This is a genomic window from Micromonospora sp. RV43 (assembly GCF_001029515.1).
GTDB lineage: Bacteria > Actinomycetota > Actinomycetes > Mycobacteriales > Micromonosporaceae > Micromonospora > Micromonospora aurantiaca.
The window spans coordinates 1-18,557 of record NZ_LEKG01000036.1 but is presented as its reverse complement, the minus strand read 5'-3'; the positions used below and the strand labels follow the sequence as shown (position 1 = coordinate 18,557).

Sequence of the window (18,557 nt, the reverse complement as noted above, 5' to 3'; positions counted from 1 at the left end):
CCGCAGCCGCACCGACTGTGGCCCGGCCACCGGTCCCGTCGCCGGGCAGGTCGGTCGACGGGGTGAAGCCTCTGCCCAGCCGGTTCGTGGCACCCCGGAACGACGCCAGGACGAGCTTCAAGCCGACCAGGACGACCTGGCCTCGGGCCGCCGCCGCGCAGGTCGACCTGAGTGGCGTCGCGAAGAGCTCGTCCGGCGCGTCCAAGGCCCGCGCGGCGGGCACCCCGGTCTGGGTTAGCCCGGTGGCGGAGGGACGTGCCGCCTACACCGGTCCGCAGCGCCTGGACGTGCGTGTACTCGACCGCACCGCCGCCACCGCGACCGGCGTCGACGGACTGCTCGTGGGCGTCACTCCGCAGGCGAACTCGTCGGCGAAGACCACCGGCACCGTGCGGATCGGCGTGGACTACGACTCCTTCGCCGAGGCGTACGGCGGGAACTACGGTCTGCGGTTGAAGTTGGTTCGTCTGCCGGCCTGCGCGCTGGACACCCCGCAGCGCGCCGAATGCCGCAAGCAGCAGCCGCTGTCGTCCACGAACGACAGCGCCACCAGGACCGTCTCCGCCGAGATCCCGGTGGAGACCGCCGTGTCGAGGACCGGCGCGCAGATGCTCGTCGCCGCAGTCGCAGGCGCGGGTGAGGAAGGCGGCAAGGGCGGCACCTACGCCGCGACCGACCTCAAGCCTTCCGGATCGTGGAGCGCCGGTGGCAGCACCGGATCGTTCAGCTACTCGTACCCGGTGACCCTGCCGCCGTCGCGCTCGAAGCTCGCGCCGCAGCTCGCCCTCTCCTACGACTCGAGCGCCGTCGACGGGCAGACCGTCGCCACCAACGCGCAGGCGTCCTGGGTCGGCGACGGCTGGTCGACGCCGCGTAACTACGTCGAGCAGACGTTCGTCTCGTGCAAGGACAACCCGGGCGGCAGCCCGTCGCCGAAGAAGACCTACGACCGCTGCTACGCCGGGCCGATCCTGACGTTGTCGCTGAACGGCTCGTCGACGTCGCTGATCTGGGACGACGACAAGGAGGTCTGGAAGCTCCAGAGCGACAACGGCTCCGTCGTCACCCGGGTCACCGGGTCGAACAACGGCAGCGGCACCTACAACACCGAGTACTGGCGGGTGACCGAGCCCGACGGAACGATCTACGAGTTCGGACGCAACCGCCTCCCGGGCTGGTCCGCCGACAAGCCGGAGACCAAGTCCGTCGACTACGGCCCGGTCTACTCCCCGCACCCGGATGACCCCTGCTACGACAGCGCGGGGTTCGGCGCGTCCGTCTGCACCATGGCTCACCGGTGGAACCTCGACTACGTCAAGGACCCGCACGGCAATGCGATGGCCTACTTCTACAACCAGGACGTCAACTACTACGGGCGCAACGAGGGCGCAACGGACGTCCCCTACATCCGCGACAGCAGCCTGGCCCGCATCGACTACGGCTTCAGCGACGGCGGTGCCTACGGCACCGTGCCGAACCGGGTCGTGTTCAACACCGACGACCGCTGCCTCTCCGGCACCTGCAAGCCGCTCAACGAATCCACGAAGGCCAACTGGCCCGACGTCCCCTACGACCTGGTCTGCGCCAAGGACACCGACTGCAAGTCCTGGAGCCCGTCGTTCTTCTCCACGGTGCGACTCACCTCCATCCAGACCCAGCAGTACGACCTGACCGCCCGGAAGCACCTGCCGGTCGACACCTACACGCTGGCGCAGACGATGCCGGTCACGGGCGACGGCACCGCGCCCACGCTGTGGCTCGACTCCATCACCCGCACCGGGCACGACCTCACCTCGGGCGGATCGACGACGCCGATCACCCTGCCGTCCGTGTCCTTCACGGGGAAGAAACTCGCCAACCGGGTCGACACCGCCGGCGGCTTCCCGTCGTTCTACCGGCAGCGCATCGAGACGGTCACCACGGAGACCGGCTCCAAGATCACCGCCAGTTACGAGCTGCCGGTCCCGTGCACCGCGCCGGTCACCGTCGCGCCGGAGTCGAACACACGCTCCTGCTATCCGGTCTACTGGACGCCGGACGGTCTGACCGCGCCGAAACTCGACTGGTTCCACAAGTACGCCGTCACCCGGGTGACCGCCACCGATCCCACGGGTGGTGCCCGGCAGACCTCGACCAGCTACAGCTACGTCGGTGGCGCCGCCTGGCGTTACGACGACAACGAGGTGGTCAAGGCCAAGTACCGCACCTACGGGCAGTTCCGGGGATACGGCAAGGTCGAGACCCGCAACGGCGACGGTGTCAACGACGCACAGACGTTGTCCGTCTCGACCTACTACCGCGGCATGTCCAAGAACAACAACAGCACCGTGGTGAGGGTGACGGACTCCGCGGGTGGGCAGCACGAGGACCTCGACCAGCTCGCCGGTCGGGAGCTGGAGACCACCACCCATCGCGGCGACACCGGCCCGGTGGAGACCTCCTTGGTGATGTCCTACTGGGTATCCGGTGCCACTGCCACTCGCGAGCGCGTCGGCCTGCCCGCGCTGACCGCCCACAAGATGGGACAGGTCCAGAAGTGGAACCGGCAGGCGGTCACCTCGTCCGAGACCACCACGTGGCGCTACAGCCAGACCGACACCACGTACGACACAAACGTCAACTCGCCGACCTTCGGCCTGATCACGCACTCCTATGACCACACCGTGCCGGTGGATCCCGCCTACGACCGCTGCACCTCCACGAAGTACGCGCCGGCGAACACCGCCGCCAACATCACCGGTCTGATCAGCCAGGTCGAGACCGTGTCGGTGGCCTGTGGCGGTTACTCCCAGGGGTCGCCCGCCACCGTTCCCGGCAGCGTCAACACGTTGACCGCCCCGGCGAACGTCGACCGACCCCGCCAGGTTGTCTCCCACACGCGGACCTACTACGACGACCCCGCGTTCGACGAGACCTTCCCGCAGACCAAGGTGCCGACCCGGGGCATGGTCACGATGGTGCGCAAGGCCGAGGACTACAAGTCCGGCGCCTACGTCTACCAGACCAGCGACCGTGCCGAGTTCGACAGCTACGGACGGGCCGTGGCCACCTACGACGCCAACGGCAACGTCAGCCGGACCACGTATACCGACAACTCGGTCGGTCTGACCGTTGGGGTCAAGACCACCAATGCCGAAGGGCATTCCACCTCGGCGACGGTCACGCCGATGCGCAACCTCACCACGGTGAGCAACGACGTCAACAACGTGGTGACCACCCGCCAGTACGACGCGCTCGGCAGGGTCAAGGCGGTATGGGCTGCCTCCCGGGCGACCAGCAGCTCACCTCACTATCGCTACACCTACCTGGTTCAGAAGACTGGTCCGAGCGCCACCACCACCGAGACGCTGAACAACTCCGGTGGGTACGCCGTCTCCACCCAGATCTTCGACGCCCAACTGCGTCCCCGGCAGACGCAGACCACGACGCCGGCCGGCGGCCGCATGATCACCGACACCTTCTACGACAGCCGCGGCTGGGTGACGGAAACCTACAACGGCTGGTGGGACGCCGAGCGGGATCCCGGAACGACCCCTGTGTACGCGCCGGACCTGGCCAAGAAGGTGCTCAACCAGACGAGAAACACCTACGACGGTGCGGGCCGGGTGATCCTCGCCGAGAGCGCCCGCGACAACCTGGTCGTCTCGTCGACCCGCACTGTCTACAACGGTGACCGCACCACGGTGATCCCGCCGCCGGGCGGCACCGTCACCACTGCCGTCACCGATCCGATGGGCCGTGCCACCACGCTGCTCGAGTACACCGCCGCGCCCGCCCTGGTAAGCCCGGCGAACGCGTTCACCGGCACCTTCCGGGTGAGCGGTGGCACCACGACCGCCACCAGCTACGGCTACGACGACCGGGGCAACCAGGCGTTCCTGACCGACGCGAGCGGAGCCGAATGGAAGAACCAGTACGACCTGCTCGGCCGGGTCACCAGCAAGACGGACCCGGTCGCCGGCACCACCAGAACGACGTATGACGGCGTCGGCAACATCACCGAGATCACCGACTCCCGTGAGAAAACCGTCTCCTACGTCTACGACAAGATCAACCGGAGGACCGGCAGCTTCACCGCCGCAAAGAAGGACCAGTCGTCGGCCAACCAGTTCGGCAAGTGGGAGTACGACAACACCAACAACGCCGTTGCCGGGATGACGAACCCGATCGGCAAGCTGACCACGGCCACCACCTACCGCAACGGCGCCGCCTACACCACCCAGTACGGCGGCTTCACCGCCTTCGGCGCCTCCACCGGCGAGACGATCACGATCCCGGCGACCGAGGGGCTGCTCGGCAATACCTACTCCTTCACGCACAAGTACCTGGCCGTCACCGGCAAGCCGTACAGCGACGCCTGGCAGGCTGCCGGCGGCCTGCCCGCCGAGACGGTCACCTACTCCTACAAGAGCGCGCTGGAGATCCCCAACGGGGCGAGCAGCCTGCTGGCCACCTACGCAAACGTCACCAACTATGACGCGTGGGGCCGGATCACCGGCGGAGGCCTCAACACCAGCTCCAGCCAGGCCAGCATGGCCAACATCTACGACGACCACACCGGCTGGCTCAAGCAGCGCAAGATCACCAAGACGACGACCAGCACTTCCGACGTCGGGCAGCGTGACTACGAGTACGACCGGTTCGGCAACATCATCAAGCAGGTCGAAACCCGGAACCTGCCCAGCGTGGCGGCCGAGACCCAGTGCTACCGCCACGACGCCCTGCGGCGGCTCACCTCGGCCTGGACCGCCACCGACAACTGCTCCACGCAGCCCACCGCGGGCAACCGCTCCATGGTGGGCAGCGGCATCGGCTCCACCAGCGCGTTCTGGACCGAGTGGACCTTCGACGCCGTCGGCAACCGTAAGACCCAGATCCAGCGCTCCCTCAGCGGCGGGTCCGACACGACCACCGACTACGTCTACAACGGCAACGGCGCTGGCCAGCCGCACTCGCTGACCGGCACGACGACCACCGGCGGCCTGACCGGCTCGACCTCGTACACCTACGACAAGAGCGGCAACATGACCGCCCGTAACGCGGGCCAGGGCAACCAGACGCTCACCTGGGACGAGACCGGCGAGCTGACCGCGGTGACCGGGGGCCGGGACGGGGACAGCCGCTTCCTGTACGACGCGGACGGCAATCTCCTCGTCCAGAAGGATCCCGGCACCGCCACGCTCTACCTGCCGACCCAACAGATCACCCTGAACACCACCACCAACACGGTCAGCGGAGTCCGCTACTACCCGCTGCCCAACGGTGCCACGGCGATCCGGACCGGTAGCGGCACCAACTACAGCTACCTGATCCCGGACCACCAGGGGAACCCCACCCTCTACCTCAACAACACGGCGCAGATCCCCACCTGGCGCCAGTTCACCCCCTACGGCGGGCAGCGCGGCGCCACCGTCACCGCGCCCGACAACCGTGGCTTCCTCAACCAGCCCCTCAATACCAACACTGGGCTGACCCAGGTCGGTGCCCGCAACTACGACCCGAGCACCGGTCGCTTCGTCTCCCTGGACCCGCTCCAGGATCTGTCGAGCCCGCAGCAGTGGAACGGCTACGCATACGCGAACAACTCCCCGGTCACGATGAGTGATCCCTCCGGGCTGATCCCCGACGACTGCGGCCGGTTCGACTGCTACGGATACAGCCCGACCAAGGGCTGCCCGGGCGGATGCGGCAGTGAGGCGAACCAGGCGTGGGGTGAGGGCCGGAAGCTGTCGGGCAGCGCGCCCAAGCGTAAGTACGACCCGCGAATCCTCGGTCACGTCATCGAGGTTCCTGAAACGGTGCCGCTTGAGGAGTTCACCCGCCGGTGGAACGAGCAACGAGGCGAATTCCTCTACAACTCGGGACCTGGTCCGGAGGATTGGATGGCGGAGAACGAGCGCATCCTTGCGATGAGCATCTGTGCGCAGATGGGTCGGCCTGGTGGCTGTGACAAGTGGATCGAGGAACTGGCGGAGCAACGATTCAGCTGGCTGGCTGCCAATCTCCCCCCAGACGAGTTGATGGGCGGCGGGGCCGGAGCGCTAGGGAAGCAGCTCTCCCCACCTGGTGCGAAGCCCGGAGGTGGCGCGGGCGGAAAGCACGGCGGCTGCATGATGAGCTTCAGTGGCGACACTGAGGTTCTCATGGCGGACGGCTCGCGCAAACCGCTTGACGAGGTTAAAGAGGGCGACGAGGTGATTGCCGCGGATCCCGAAACCGGCGAGCAGGGACCTCGAACCGTCGAGCAGGTCTGGGTTCATCTCGATGAGTTGATCGAGCTTGAGGTCGGTGACGCCGTCCTCGTCACCACCGAGGATCACCCGTTCTGGAACCGGACCGACGGCAAGTGGCAGCGTGCCGATGAGCTCGACCCGGGGGACCTCGTCGTCGGTCCTGGTGGGACCGTCGAGCCAATTGGCGCTCTTCGTGCGGCCTCTGTACGCACCGCTCCCGCCTACAACCTCACCGTCAGCGGCATCCATACGTACTATGTGATGGCCGGCAACACGCCGGTCCTCGTGCACAACACGGGCGGATGCATCCCTGCACTGCGTAACTGGCAGAGTGAGCGATTCCAGTTCGGCAACCAGCAATTCCTGCTTGACAAGAAGGGCATGGAGCACATCCTTACGCGGCATCATCCCGCCCACTGGGATGGCTCAGTGAAGGCGCAGCAGAGTTTCTTCGACCGCTCCATGTCTGTGGAGGATGTGCAGAGTGCGATCGGCTCTGTTATGCGGCAGAACCGGGATACGCTGGCACGGCGTGGAGGGCGAGGCATGTATCAGGTGCAAGGAAATGTGAACGGCGTGGACTACGTACTCGGAGTCAACAACGGTCGAGTTGGCCAGTTCTATCCATTGCCGGGTAACTGAGATGTTGATTGTTAACTCCTTTATCAGGCTCACTGACGGATCGTTTGTGCACGTCGATTCATATGGGGATCGTCCAGCAGACCCCGACTATATCGAGGGCGCGATCGAGATCGTTGCGGATGGCGTGGAGATTGTTGGTCAGCGGGAATGGGACTATGTCGATCAACTATGGTCCTATCTGGCGGATGCTTTGGAGCGGCTTCGGGCGGATGGCGCCGCGAGCACTTACTATCCGGATCAGCCGATTCGGATTGAGTTCTCGGTGCAGGGTTCCCGTGTTCTTATCTCGTCCACTGGGGGAGAGCATGTGCGTCGGATCAGCGTCAATAGAGCTGAGTTTGACGAGGTCTTCAATGCGGCTGGCCGACGCTTCTTCGATCGGATCTCAGAGATCGTCCCCGTGAATTCGGACGGCTACGCAGCGGCCCGATCCAAGCTGGTGACTGCCTGAGCTTCCATTGGTGCAGCGTTGCTGTGCGTAGCGGTGTTGATGTCGTTGCCTGTGCTGGATCGTGGGCGTTGCCGTCAGGGTTACCGTCAAGCGAAAGCATGAATCGATGACTGCCGCTCAATGGGCTGAGCGGTCAGCTGAGATGTGGTCCGGGATCGCTGCTCTGTTGCGGCAGTTGATCCCGGACTTCCCGTCCGGCATGGCGGGTGCTTCTGTTCTGCCGGCGTGCCGACTGTGAAGCTTGTGTTCGGTATTGCTGGGCGTGCGCGCGGGGCCGTAGGCCTTGAGCGCGTGCGCGCGGCCCGGCTTCGGCCGGGCCGATCTTGATCCTGTAGAGCAGTTTTGAGCCAGTCGGATTTTGGTCGAGGGCGGAGAACGCCACCCATCGATGCCCTGACCACTGAAGGGCGCGGACGTCTCCCCAGGTTGCCGTCACCGTCGCCGTCAACACCGATAGACGTCGATTCGGCAAGTGGGTGCCACACGCGAAAGGCCAGGTGAAACGTCATAAACAAGTAAGTCACACTGCGTGACGGACTGAAAATCCCACACGTACTATGTGATGGCCGGTAACGGCCCGGTGCTGGTCCACAACACCAACGGGTGCGGCCTACCGGATCTGAGCGTTAATTCGGCCCAGTTCGGAAAAAGTGGGGGAAGCATGCCCAAGGCTACGGAATGGATCCTGCGAACCCGGCTCGTCGCGATTCGTTCTTGCGACGAATGAAAGAAATCCACGCCGGTCCTCACGAGGTCCGGATCGGACCGATCATGAAGGCGGTCCAGATAACATCATGATTCGTCAGGGCGATGACTTGCTCATTACGAAGATGGATGGAACCTTCGTGAGCATGTACCCAGGCGGGAATACCAGCACGTGGTTTGCGAACGGTGCACCGCGGCCATGTATGTGCCCTGGGTAGGGTGTCATAGGTTTGACATGGAAGGTAGCACCGATGTTCGATGACCGCCTTGCAAGTATGCTGAGCAGCGCGATTGTGCGGGTCAGGCGCATCAATTACGTCCAGCCGGGAGGGGCCCGCGACGTCGACGAAGGGCCTTTCGAGGTCACACTTGACAGCGGTGCTGTGTATCGGCTGGAGTCCGGCGATGATGGTGAGTCGCTGAGGCTTGCGGTTGGCGAGTGGGTTGACTCATTCGCGGAGCCACTCAGCCTTGAGAACAGAGAGTTCGTGGCTAGGTCGGGGAAATGGGTCGCCTTTGATGTGTCTAGCGATCGCGATTTCTGCAGGCTCATCGGTGCGCGACTTGACGACCTGAACCTGCTCATCACTTCAGGGAGAATCGTTGGCGTAGAGCTCGTATTTGGACTTGCGACCCTGAGGGCTGAGGTGCGTGGCGACGAGCTGTATATAGATTTCCGATACGATAACGATCGGTAGGGATGTCACGTGTAGCTGGTAAGCTCCGTATGCTCCTGCCGTGGAGCTGCGGTTCACCACGCGGGCGTCCGACTCGGCCTGGATCGACACCGTGTGGACCTGCACCAGCGATCGGGTCGACGAGATGACCTCGGTGGCGACCCCGTGCTGGGGGCTCGTGTTCTGGCAGCGCGACGGGCGCTCCCACGCGGCCGTCTCCGGCCCCGAGACCGCGACCGGCACCGCGCCGGTGCCCGAGGGCGCCACATTCGTCGGCATCGAGTTCGCGGTGGGCACCTCGCTGCGGCTCGTACCCACGCCCGAGCTGGTGGACAGCGGCGCCGAGCTGCCCGACGTGAGCCGCCGGACGTTCCGGCTCGACGGCGGCCGGTGGCCCACACCCGGCCCGGACGACGCCGAGGCCCTGGTGGACCGGCTGGTCCGTGCCGGTGCGGTGGTCCGCGACCCGCTCGTCACCGAGACGTTGCGCGGCGGCCGTCCACCGGCGTCACCGCGTACCCTCGAACGCCGGTTCCGCGCGGCGACCGGGCTGACCCGGGGCGCGGTGCGGCAGATCGACCGCGCGCGCCGCGCCGCCGTGCTGCTGGCCGCCGGCGGCCCGCCCGCCGACGCGGTCGCCACCTTCGGGTACGTGGACGAACCGCACCTGGCCCGCGCGCTGCGCCGGTACGTCGGACGGACGGCCGGTGAGCTGCGCGCGGGCGCCGGTGGTGCGATAGCGCTGGACCCGGCTCAGCGGGTCACGTCGTAGATCAGCTTGACGACGCCGTTGGGGTAGGCGGCGGAGTCGCGCAGACGCAGTGTCTGCCGGTCCCGGTCCGCCTGGCTGAACAGGCCCTTGCCGGCGCCGAGCAGCACCGGGAAGACGAGCAGGTGGTACCTGTCGATCAGGTCCGCCTCGGCGAGACGGCGGGCGAGTTCGGCGCTGCCGTGGATGAAGATGTCGCCGCCGTCGCCCTGCTTGAGCGCGGCGACGTCGGCGGTGCTCCGCAGGACGGTCAGCGGTCCCCAGCCGTCGATCAGCGCGTCCTCGGGCAGGCTTGACGACACCACGTACTTCGGCAGATCCCGGTAGGCGGCGTGGTCCTCGGAGTCGCGCCAGGTCGGCGCGAACGCCTCGTAGCTGCGCCGTCCGAACATCAGCGCCGTGGTCTGTTCCAACTCCTCACCCTTGAGCGAGAACGCCTCCGGCAGGAACTCGACGTCCTTGACGACCCAGCCGCCGCTGCGGTGCTCCTCGCCCGGACCGCCGCCGGGGGAGTCCACCACGCCGTCGAGCGACATGAATCCGGTGTAGACAAGATCACGCATGCGGCCATGCTAGGAACGGCCACCACCTGCCGTCTTGTACGGAACCGACACGCCTCAGCAGCCGCACGTCGCGCCGGCCGGGGCGGTGAGGTCGTCGGCGGGCCGCCGGACCAGCCCGGCCTCGGTGCGTACCGGGAAGCCCTCCCGCACCCAGTACTCGTACCCGCCGATCATCTCCTTGACCGGCCGGCCGAGCCGGGCGAACTCCCGCGCCGCGCGGGTGGCGCCGTTGCAGCCCGGCCCCCAGCAGTACGTGACCACAGTGGCGTCCGCCGGTACCAGCTCGCCCGCCCGGCCGGCGATCTCCGCGGTGGGCAGGTGCACGGCGCCGGGGATGTGCCCCTGCCGCCACGCCGGGAGGGAGCGCGAGTCGATCACGACCAGGCCGGTCACGCCCGCCTCCAGGTCGGCGTGCACGTCGCTGACGTCGGCCTCGAAGGCGAGCCGGGCCGCGAAGTGGGCGAGGGCGTCGGCGGGACGGGCAGCGGGGATGCGCAGAACGTTCGACATGGCACCCATCGTGGTGGCCGCCGTCCGGTCGCTCCAGTGGCGCGAGCGACGCTGTTCGCTAAGATCCCGCCATGAACCGCGCCACCGTGTCGGTGCTGGCGTACGAGGGCATGTCGGCGTTCGAGACCGGGATCGTCACGGAGGTCTTCGGCCTGCCCCGCCCGGAGTTCGACGTCGGCTGGTACGAGCTGACCGTCTGCGCGGAGACACCCGGCGCGGTGCGGCTGGTCGGCGGCGCGACGCTGCACACCGGCCACGGCCTCGACGCGTTCGCCGCCGCCGGCACGCTGATCGTGCCCGGCGTCGCCGACCTGCACGCCGACCCGTCACCAGCGCTCACCGACGCGCTCCGCGCGGCCCACCGGCGCGGCGCCCGGATCGTGTCGATCTGCTCGGGCGCGTTCGCCCTGGCCGGCGCGGGACTGCTCGACGGCCGCCGCGCCACCACCCACTGGCGGTACGCCGACCTGCTCGCCCGGCGCCACCCGGCGGTACGCGTCGACCCGGACGTGCTCTACGTCGACGACGGGGACATCCTCACCAGCGCCGGCAGCGCTGCCGGTCTCGACCTCTGCATCCATTTGGTACGCCGCGACCACGGTCCGACGATCGCCAACGCGGTCGCCCGCCGGCTGGTCGTACCGCCGCACCGCGAAGGCGGTCAGGCGCAGTTCATCGAGGCGCCGGTGCCCGGCGACCCCGAGGACGACCGGCTCGCCGCCAGCATGTCCTGGGCGCTGGCGAACCTCAGCGCCCCGATCACCGTCGACCGGCTGGCACGGCGGGCGCACATGTCGGCCCGTACCTACCTGCGGCATTTCGCGCGGGCCACCGGCACCACCCCGATCCGGTGGCTGATCGAGCGGCGCGTCCAGGCCAGCCTCCCGCTGCTGGAGACCACCACCGCGCCGATCGAGGAGGTCGCCACGACGGTCGGGTTCGAGACGGCGGTGACGTTCCGGCACCACTTCACCGCAGCGATGCGGACCTCGCCGTCGGCGTACCGCCGGGCCTTCACCCGGCCCGGCGGCCGCCGTGCTCACGACCCGGCAGACCCCAGCGGTACGACGTAGGAGTCGACGCGGGCGATGAGCCCGTCCCGGAACGTGAACAGGTCGTTGAAGGCGAAGCGGAACGGCCCGTGCTCGACGCTGACGCCCCGGCCCTCGCCGGTCACCACGACGACCGGCCCGTCCTCGTGCACGCGCTCGACGTCGAGCTGCGGGCTGCCGGTGAAGGCCGGATTCTCGATCTCGCCGTCGAACTCCGTCCGGCCCCGGGTGGTGCGGTGGCCGTGGATGACCCACTCGACGTCGTCGGTGAGCGTGGCGAGGATGCGCTCGTGGTCGCTCGCCCGGAAGCCGTCGAAGTATTCGGCGACCAGGTCACGCTGGGTTGCTCGGGTCACTGCTGTCTCCATCGTCGTGGTGTCGGAGGTGGGCGGCGAGGGCGTCGAGGATCGAGGCGAGCCCGTCGGCCGCCTGGTCGGTGCGCAGCTCGGGCGGGAGCTTGCGCTGGTGCACGGTGAGGTCGGTGCCGTGTCCGGCGGGCCGCAGCGTGACTGTGGTGCGCAGGCCGGTGACCGGCTCGTCGAACACCAGCTCGCTTGGCGGCTCGACGCGTACGTAGACGAACCGCAGCCGCCCGGTCCGGCCGTCCGGGGCACGGGTGTCGAGCGCGAACTCCCCGCCGGGTCGCAGGTCGACAGTCACCGACGCCTGCGGCACGGTGGCGTGTGAGCCGCCCCAGAACGCGGCGATCCCGGTTGGTGAGGTGAAGGCATCCCACACCCGGTCGGGCAGGGCGGGCAGATGGCGGCGGGCGATCAGTTCGTCGCCGTGTCGTTCGGTAGCCGCCCTCACCGGGTCGCCTCCGGAGCGGAGAGGTGCGTCTCCAGCGCGTCGAGGCGGTCGTCCCAGGCGCGGCGCTGCTCGTCGATCCACGTGCTCAGCCGGGTGAGCCGGTCGACGCGCAGCCGGCACGGTCGCCGTGTGCCCTCGCGTCGCTGCTCGACCAGGCCGCACCGGCGCAGGACGCCGACGTGGTGGGAGATGGCCTGCGGCGTCAGATCGAACGGCTCACCCAGCTCGCCGACTGTGGCCTCACCACGGGCGAGGCGGGTCACCAGGGCGCGGCGGACCGGGTCGCCGAGGGCGGCGAAGGCGAGGTCGAGGTCGGGATCGGAGCGCATGCCCTCACGCTATCGCAAACAATCATTTGCGGAAGCATTTGTTTGCGAAGTCGCCGCACCCTTGTGGGTGGAGCGGCCGGAACCCGGCAGCGGGGCCGGGCGTTGGGGGAGTGGCGGTGCTGTTTCGGGTGACGCCGCATCGGGAATTCGTCGGGACGGGCCCGGGACGGAGGTCGACGTGAGGACACCGAGTCGCCGTAGACGGATGCTTGGCGCACCCCTGCTCGTCACCGCGCTGCTGGCCGGCGCGTGTGGCGACGGCGGCGCGAACGACGGTGGCGCCGCGGGGACCACCTCGCCGCCGGCCGCCGGCTCGACGACCGCGACGCCGTCGCCGTCGGCCTCGTCCGGCGGACGCGTCACGATTCCGACGTCAGCCTTCGCCGATCTGCCGCCGGAGCTGCGCAAGACCGACGCGCAGCCGATGGAGGTCACCGACGCGCTGCCCGGATTGTGCGACCAGGAGTTCCGCAGCGGCGGGCGGTCGGTCACCGCGAGCGCCGCCATGATGAGCGCCTACAAGCAGCCCAAGGACCCGCCGGAGAACGTCCCCTACGGCACGCTGCACCAGACCGTCTTCGCCTTCGAGGGCACCGGCGCGGCCGACTACCTGCGCCGGGTCCGCGGCGCGGTCGCGGACTGCCGGTCGTTCCAGGCCTCGGGCGGCACTGTCACCGTCCGGTCCGAGCCGATGGCCGGAACCGGGGACGAGGCCCTGCTGGTGACGGTGAGCCGGCCGGCGACCAGCCTGGACGGCAGCCCGGCCGAGGGCCGGACCACCAGCCAGATCCTCGTGATCCGGGTCGCCGACGCGGTCACTGTCGTGCACGACCAGGGCTGGGAGGGCACCAGCAACGACCCCGGCCTGGCCGACGACGTCGCCCGGTCCGCGGTCCGCGGCCTCGACTCCTGGCAGCGCTAGCGACGGCGGCGCGCCACCCGGGGGTGCAGAATGGACGGACCGCCGCGACCGTCGAGTGGATGGAGCCGCCATGGCCGCACGTCCGGACGTCGTCGTCCTCGGAGCGGGGGTGAGCGGGCTCAGCACCGGCATCCGGCTGGTCGAGAGCGGCGCCCGGGTGCTCGTCCGCACCGCGGCGCCGTCCGCGCACACGACGTCGGCGCTGGCCGGGGCGATGGTCGGCCCGAATCTGTCCCCGCCCGGCGACCCGCAGCGCGCCTGGACCGACGAGACGCTGCGGGTGCTCGGCGCCGAGCCGCTGCCGGGCGTGGCGTGGCGCGACGGCACGCTCGCCGCCCGCCCGGAAGGGGCGACGCCCCCGTTCGCCGACCAGGCGCCGGGCTTCCGGCAGTTGGGCGACGACGAGCGCCCCGCCGGCTTCGGCACCGCGTTCACCGTCCGGCTGCCGCTGGTCGACATGCCGGTCTACCTCGCGTACCTCCTGGAGCGCTTCCGCGACGCCGGCGGTGAGGTGCGGATCGCGCCGGCGGGCTCGCTCGACGAGGCGGCGACGTCGGCCCCGGTGGTGGTCAACTGCGCCGGGCTGGCGGCGCGGACGCTGACCGGCGACACCGGCCTGCACCCGGTGCGCGGCCCTCGGATCGTGGTGCGCAACCCCGGCCTGGACCGGTTCTTCATGGAGGCGCCGATGGCGCCGACATGGGCGTCGATCTTCCCGCACGGCGACCACGTGGTGCTCGGCGGCGGCCAGCGGCGCAGCGACGACACCACCCCCGATCCGGCCGAGGAGGCCGACGTCCTCGCCCGGTGCGTCGCGATCGAACCCGCCCTGGCCGCCGCCGAGATCCTCGAACACCGCGTCGGGTTGCGTCCCGGCCGGGCGGCGCCGCGCGTGGAGGCCGAGCGGCGTGGCGACGCGCTCGTCGTGCACAACTACGGCCACGCGGGCAACGGCGTGATGCTGTCCTGGGGCTGCGCCCGCGACGCCGCGGCGCTCGCCCTCGGCCCGGCGCCCGCCGCCTGACGGGGCCGCCGGTCCGGCGGCACGGTCAGGACACGGCGGCCCGCACCAGCTCGGTGATCTTCTTCTCCACCTCCGGGCTCCACTTCACCAGCGCGAACGACGCCGGCCACATGTCGCCGTCGTCGAGGTTCGCCGCCTCCTGGAAGCCCAGCGTCGAGTAGCGGTACTTGAACTTCCCCGCATCCTGGAAGAACACGACGATCTTGCCGGCCGCGTCGGCGTACGCGGGCATGCCGTACCAGGTCTTCGGCGACAGCTCCGGCGCGGCGGAGGTGATCGTCATGTGCACGCGCTCGGCCAGCTCGCGGTCCTCCGGCGCCATCTGCGCGATCCGGTCGAGCACGGCCTGGAGGTCGTCGGCCTTCTTGGCGCCCTTCTTGCCCTCGGCGCGCAGCTCGGCGGCGCGCTCCTTCATCGCGGCGCGCTCCTCGGCGCTGAAACCGTCGGACATCTCGATTCCCCCTCGTGGCTCGCGGTCCGCGTGGTGCGACCGCCTGACGACAACGCTATGGCGCGGCGGTCACGGTGCGCTTCTCGATTCCTGATCACCTGCCGGGACCACGCCGGCACGGCCCACGCCCTAGCATCGCGGCCATGGCAACCCGGCTCGTACAGATCAACATGAAGGCGCACGACGAGATCACGCTCGGTGACTTCTGGGCGAAGGTGCTCGGCTGGGAGATCTCCAGCGAGGCCCCCGGCGTGACGAACCTCGAACCCGAGGGCTTCACCTACCCGGACCCCCGCTTCCTCTACGTCGACCTCGTCGTCTCCTCCGAACCGAAGACGGCGAAGAACCGCGTCCACGTCGACCTCGCGACCACCTCGGCCGCGCACCACGCGGAGATGGTCGCGCGCCTGACCGCGCTCGGTGCCACGCCCGCCGACGTGGGTCAGGGCGACGTGCCGTGGACGGTCCTGGCGGACCCGGAGGGCAACGAGTTCTGCGTACGGGAGCCGGACCCGCGGCACGCGGACACCGGGCCGATCGCCGAGGTGGTGGTCGACTGCGCCGACCCGGGCGCCATGGCCGGCTTCTGGAGCCGGGCCACCGACTGGACCGTGCACGAGGTGACCGACAAGCAGGCCGTGCTGCGCTCCGCCAAGGGCGTCGGGCCGTACCTGCGGTTCGCCCGCACGGCCGACGCGAAGACCGGATGGAACCGTGTCCACCTCGACGTCCGCCCGTACGCGTCGGACGACCTGGACGCCGAGACCGCCCGCCTGCGGTCCCTCGGCGCCACCGACGCGGACCTGGGCGGGGCCGACATCCCGTGGCGGGTGCTGGTCGACCCGGAGGGCAACGAGTTCTGCGTCCTCACCCCGGCCTGACCCACCGGCGGTGCCGGGCGGGCGCGACCACCCGCCCGGCGCCGGTCAGACCGGCTGGTCCGGCAGCCGCGGCGGCCAGGCCCGCCAGCCGGAGGCGCGGACGAGGTCGAGCTCCCGCGGGCTGGTCGGGCGCCACAGCGTCGTCGTCTCCGTCATCGCGTACCCCTCTCGCGTCTCGTCCCGCGAACCGTACCGGCGGACCGTCGCCGCCCCCATGGATTTCGCCGGCTGCCTATGCTTCGGCGATGGACGATGCGACCACCGAGAGCGAGGCCGAGGCGCTGCTGGCCGTCCTGGAGCGCAACCGGCGGACGTTCGCCTGGAAGACCGACGGGCTCGAAGAGACGGGCCTGCGCGCGGTCACCGCCGCCAGCACCATGACGCTCGGCGGCCTGATCGCGCACATGGCCCTGGTCGAGGCGGACTGGCTGGCCGTGAAGGTGGCCGGTCAGGCATACGGATCGCCGTGGGACGGCGTCGACTTCGACGCCGAACCCGACTGGGACTGGCGCTTCGGTGCGCAGGCCGCACCGGACGACGTGTACGCCCTGTGGCGGGCCGCGGTGCAGCGGTCGCGCGGGCTGGTCGGCGCCGTCGTCGCCGAACGTGGACTGGCCGGGCCGTCGTCGTTTACCTGGCCGGACGGCCGGACCCCCACCGTCCGCAGAATGCTCCTCGACATGATCGAGGAGTACGCCCGGCACACCGGTCACGCGGACCTCCTCCGCGAGGCGGTCGACGGGCGGGTGGGCGAGGGCGCGCCACCGGATTTCCCGTTCTGATCCCGGGTGACGTCGTCGCGGGCCGATGAGTTTGACACGGTGCGGCGGTCAACCCGTCGAACCCACTGCGAAGGAGCACCGCGATGGCCACTGTCATCTCCACGCTGTTCATCTCGGCCGACGGTGTCGCCGAGATCGACCCCGACTGGCACTTCCCGTACTTCGACGAGAACATGGGCCGCGCCGTCACCGAGGACTACGACACCTCCGACGTGCTGCTGATAGGCCGGGAGACGTACGACAGCTTCGCCGGCGCCTGGCCGGACCGCGAGGCAGCCGGCGGTGAGGACGCGCCGTTCGCCAAGCAGCTCGGCGACATGCGCAAGGTCGTCGTCTCCCGCCAGCCGCTGGAGTTCTCCTGGCGCAACTCCGAGCTGATCCAGGGCGACCTGGTCGACGCCGTGCGCGCGCTCAAGGCCGACGCCGGCATCAAGGGCGTCCTCATCCCCGGCTCGATCTCGGTGGTGCAGCAACTGCTCGCCGCGGGCCTGGTGGACGAGCTGCGGCTGCTGGTGCACCCGGTCGCCGCCCGCAAGGGCCGCCGGCTGTTCGACGAGGGCGACGCGCCGTACCACCTGCGGGTGGCCGCGACCGAGGCGTACCCGACCGGCGTGATCCGGGTGATCTACACCCCGGCCCCGGCGCCGGGCGCGGTCGGCTACGACGACGTCAAGGACCAGGTGCCGGCCGGGAGCTGACGACCACGGGGCCGCGGCGGGCCGCTGTGTCGTGAAAGGATCCGCCGGTGCGTCGCGCTCCGCTGCTGCTGATCCTCGCGGCGGTGTCCGCCGTCGCACACGTCGTCGGCGTCCTGGTGGCCGCCCCGCTCTGGCGCGGCGCCGAGGTGCTGAGCCTGGCGCTGCTGCTCGGCTACGCCGTCGCCGCCGGACTGCCGGCCCCGCGCTGGGCGGTGCCGGTGGCGCTCGTACCGCTGGTCGTGGACGCGGTCCGCACCATGCCGGCCGAGCCGGGCGCCGGGGACGCCGCCTGGTTGGTGTACGGCGGCCCCGGCAGCGGCTTCGACGTCACGGCCGGCTTCGACGCGGCGCTCGCCGGCAGCTGGGCGACGCTTGCCGCGGTGGCGGTGCTGCTGCTCGCGTTCCGGGGCCGTGGACGACGCCGGCACCTGATCGCCGCCGCGGTCGCCGCCGCGCCCGTCGTCGGGTACGCGGCCGTCCGGGTCGCCGACGTCGGCTCTGCCGTGGCCGCGAGCACCCGGGTCGTGGAGGTCCGCACCGAGACGACGCTGACCCGGGTGGGCGGCCCCGGCCACGACCAGGTCGACGCCGTGCCCGCGCTCGTCCTCGCGGTGCTGCCGCCGCTGGCGCTCGCACTCGCCGCGCTGGCGCTCGCCGCGCTGCTGGCCGGGCGGGGCCGGCGGCTCGCCGCGACCGGGGCGGCACTGCTGGCGGTGCTCGCGCTGCCGCTGCTCGACGCGGCGCTGGCCGCGGTGCCGCATCCGTTGGACGCCGACGGCACCGCGCTGTTCGCCTGGTACGCCATCACACCCACCGCGGCGATGCCGCAGCCGGTGGCGGCGCTGACGGCGGCGGTGGAGCTGACCGCGTACCTGCTGCTCGTCGCGGGCCTGACCCGTTCGCGCCGTACGGCGGTGCCCGCACCGGCGGCGGCCGGTTGACGTCAGGCGGTCGACTCCAGCTCGTCGAAGGCCATGTTCCACCACGACTCCGGATCCGCGAACGCGACCGGGTCGACCGGGCGCAGGTCGTCGCGGATCGCCGCCGCGCGCGCGGCG

At 69.8% G+C, this 18,557-nt stretch carries 18 protein-coding genes and 1 pseudogene; 11 read left to right on the top strand and 8 right to left on the bottom strand.

Features of this window, described 5'->3' with window-relative positions; genetic code table 11:
• Nucleotides 1-242 precede the first annotated feature (242 nt).
• From ABD52_RS11830 to ABD52_RS11815, 4 genes are all read left to right on the top strand, one after another.
• A complete protein-coding gene (locus tag ABD52_RS11830; RefSeq protein ID WP_053065367.1) occupies nucleotides 243-6,875 on the top strand; it encodes an RHS repeat-associated core domain-containing protein in 6,633 nt (2,210 codons plus the stop codon).
• 1 nt (nucleotide 6,876) lies between these two features.
• Nucleotides 6,877-7,326: a hypothetical protein gene (locus tag ABD52_RS37445; protein ID WP_053065366.1), complete on the top strand. Its 450-nt coding sequence runs from the start codon at nucleotides 6,877-6,879 to the stop codon at nucleotides 7,324-7,326.
• Between the two features lie 956 nt (nucleotides 7,327-8,282).
• Nucleotides 8,283-8,729: a hypothetical protein gene (locus ABD52_RS11820; protein ID WP_047891828.1), complete on the top strand. Its 447-nt coding sequence runs from the start codon at nucleotides 8,283-8,285 to the stop codon at nucleotides 8,727-8,729.
• A gap of 40 nt (nucleotides 8,730-8,769) precedes the next feature.
• On the top strand, nucleotides 8,770-9,480 hold the full coding sequence (locus ABD52_RS11815) for a helix-turn-helix domain-containing protein (protein ID WP_047891827.1): 711 nt from the start codon (nucleotides 8,770-8,772) through the stop codon (nucleotides 9,478-9,480).
• Here the strand turns inward: ABD52_RS11815 and ABD52_RS11810 are convergent.
• Together ABD52_RS11810 and ABD52_RS11805 are read right to left on the bottom strand one after the other, a co-directional pair.
• Complete coding sequence (locus tag ABD52_RS11810) at nucleotides 9,462-10,040, bottom strand: dihydrofolate reductase family protein (RefSeq protein ID WP_013285177.1); 579 nt, start codon at nucleotides 10,038-10,040, stop codon at nucleotides 9,462-9,464. The genes ABD52_RS11815 and ABD52_RS11810 overlap by 19 nt on opposite strands.
• 54 nt (nucleotides 10,041-10,094) lie before the next feature.
• Entirely contained in the window at nucleotides 10,095-10,559 is a 465-nt protein-coding gene (locus ABD52_RS11805) for a rhodanese-like domain-containing protein (protein ID WP_047891826.1), read from the bottom strand.
• Nucleotides 10,560-10,621: 62 nt separating this feature from the next.
• Between ABD52_RS11805 and ftrA the strand changes: the two genes are divergently transcribed.
• The gene (gene ftrA / locus ABD52_RS11800; protein WP_047891825.1) at nucleotides 10,622-11,623 is read left to right on the top strand and encodes a transcriptional regulator FtrA; all 1,002 of its coding nucleotides are present in this window, start codon (nucleotides 10,622-10,624) and stop codon (nucleotides 11,621-11,623) included.
• Here the strand turns inward: ftrA and ABD52_RS11795 are convergent.
• The 3 genes from ABD52_RS11795 to ABD52_RS11785 are packed head-to-tail and all read right to left on the bottom strand — an operon-like array spanning nucleotide 11,590 to nucleotide 12,741.
• Nucleotides 11,590-11,958: a nuclear transport factor 2 family protein gene (locus tag ABD52_RS11795; RefSeq protein ID WP_013285180.1), complete on the bottom strand. Its 369-nt coding sequence runs from the start codon at nucleotides 11,956-11,958 to the stop codon at nucleotides 11,590-11,592. The two genes, ftrA and ABD52_RS11795, sit on opposite strands and share 34 nt — an antisense overlap.
• Nucleotides 11,936-12,412 carry an SRPBCC domain-containing protein gene (locus ABD52_RS11790; RefSeq protein ID WP_047891824.1) on the bottom strand — a complete coding sequence of 159 codons (477 nt, stop codon included), beginning with the start codon at nucleotides 12,410-12,412 and terminating at the stop codon, nucleotides 11,936-11,938. Before ABD52_RS11790 ends, ABD52_RS11795 begins: the two co-directional genes overlap by 23 nt.
• On the bottom strand, nucleotides 12,409-12,741 hold the full coding sequence (locus ABD52_RS11785; RefSeq protein WP_013285182.1) for a helix-turn-helix transcriptional regulator: 333 nt from the start codon (nucleotides 12,739-12,741) through the stop codon (nucleotides 12,409-12,411). Before ABD52_RS11785 ends, ABD52_RS11790 begins: the two co-directional genes overlap by 4 nt.
• Before the next feature lie 205 nt (nucleotides 12,742-12,946).
• Here ABD52_RS11785 and ABD52_RS11780 point away from each other — a divergent pair, with 205 nt between their 5' ends.
• Nucleotides 12,947-13,663: a hypothetical protein gene (locus ABD52_RS11780; RefSeq protein WP_013285183.1), complete on the top strand. Its 717-nt coding sequence runs from the start codon at nucleotides 12,947-12,949 to the stop codon at nucleotides 13,661-13,663.
• Between the two features lie 70 nt (nucleotides 13,664-13,733).
• Complete coding sequence (locus tag ABD52_RS11775) at nucleotides 13,734-14,687, top strand: FAD-dependent oxidoreductase (protein ID WP_047891823.1); 954 nt, start codon at nucleotides 13,734-13,736, stop codon at nucleotides 14,685-14,687.
• 25 nt (nucleotides 14,688-14,712) lie between these two features.
• On the opposite strand, the gene ABD52_RS11770 is transcribed toward ABD52_RS11775, so the two are convergent.
• Complete coding sequence (locus ABD52_RS11770) at nucleotides 14,713-15,138, bottom strand: iron chaperone (protein WP_047891822.1); 426 nt, start codon at nucleotides 15,136-15,138, stop codon at nucleotides 14,713-14,715.
• 143 nt (nucleotides 15,139-15,281) lie between these two features.
• Between ABD52_RS11770 and ABD52_RS11765 the strand changes: the two genes are divergently transcribed.
• Nucleotides 15,282-16,019 carry a VOC family protein gene (locus tag ABD52_RS11765; RefSeq protein ID WP_047891821.1) on the top strand — a complete coding sequence of 246 codons (738 nt, stop codon included), beginning with the start codon at nucleotides 15,282-15,284 and terminating at the stop codon, nucleotides 16,017-16,019.
• A gap of 48 nt (nucleotides 16,020-16,067) precedes the next feature.
• On the opposite strand, the pseudogene ABD52_RS38240 reads toward ABD52_RS11765, so the two are convergent.
• Nucleotides 16,068-16,175 (bottom strand): annotated as a pseudogene (locus ABD52_RS38240) (ADP-ribosylation/crystallin J1); the annotation flags it as partial.
• A gap of 89 nt (nucleotides 16,176-16,264) precedes the next feature.
• Here ABD52_RS38240 and ABD52_RS11760 point away from each other — a divergent pair.
• The 3 genes from ABD52_RS11760 (at nucleotide 16,265) to ABD52_RS11750 (ending at nucleotide 18,440) form a co-directional block, all read left to right on the top strand.
• On the top strand, nucleotides 16,265-16,801 hold the full coding sequence (locus ABD52_RS11760; protein ID WP_047891820.1) for a DUF664 domain-containing protein: 537 nt from the start codon (nucleotides 16,265-16,267) through the stop codon (nucleotides 16,799-16,801).
• Between the two features lie 83 nt (nucleotides 16,802-16,884).
• Complete coding sequence (locus tag ABD52_RS11755) at nucleotides 16,885-17,499, top strand: dihydrofolate reductase family protein (protein ID WP_013474676.1); 615 nt, start codon at nucleotides 16,885-16,887, stop codon at nucleotides 17,497-17,499.
• A gap of 47 nt (nucleotides 17,500-17,546) precedes the next feature.
• Nucleotides 17,547-18,440, top strand: coding sequence for a hypothetical protein (locus ABD52_RS11750; RefSeq protein WP_047891819.1), 894 nt, complete (start codon nucleotides 17,547-17,549; stop codon nucleotides 18,438-18,440).
• A gap of 2 nt (nucleotides 18,441-18,442) precedes the next feature.
• Here the strand turns inward: ABD52_RS11750 and ABD52_RS38235 are convergent.
• The coding region (locus ABD52_RS38235; protein WP_200905183.1) for an SUKH-4 family immunity protein at nucleotides 18,443-18,557 on the bottom strand (115 nt) is incomplete at its 5' end.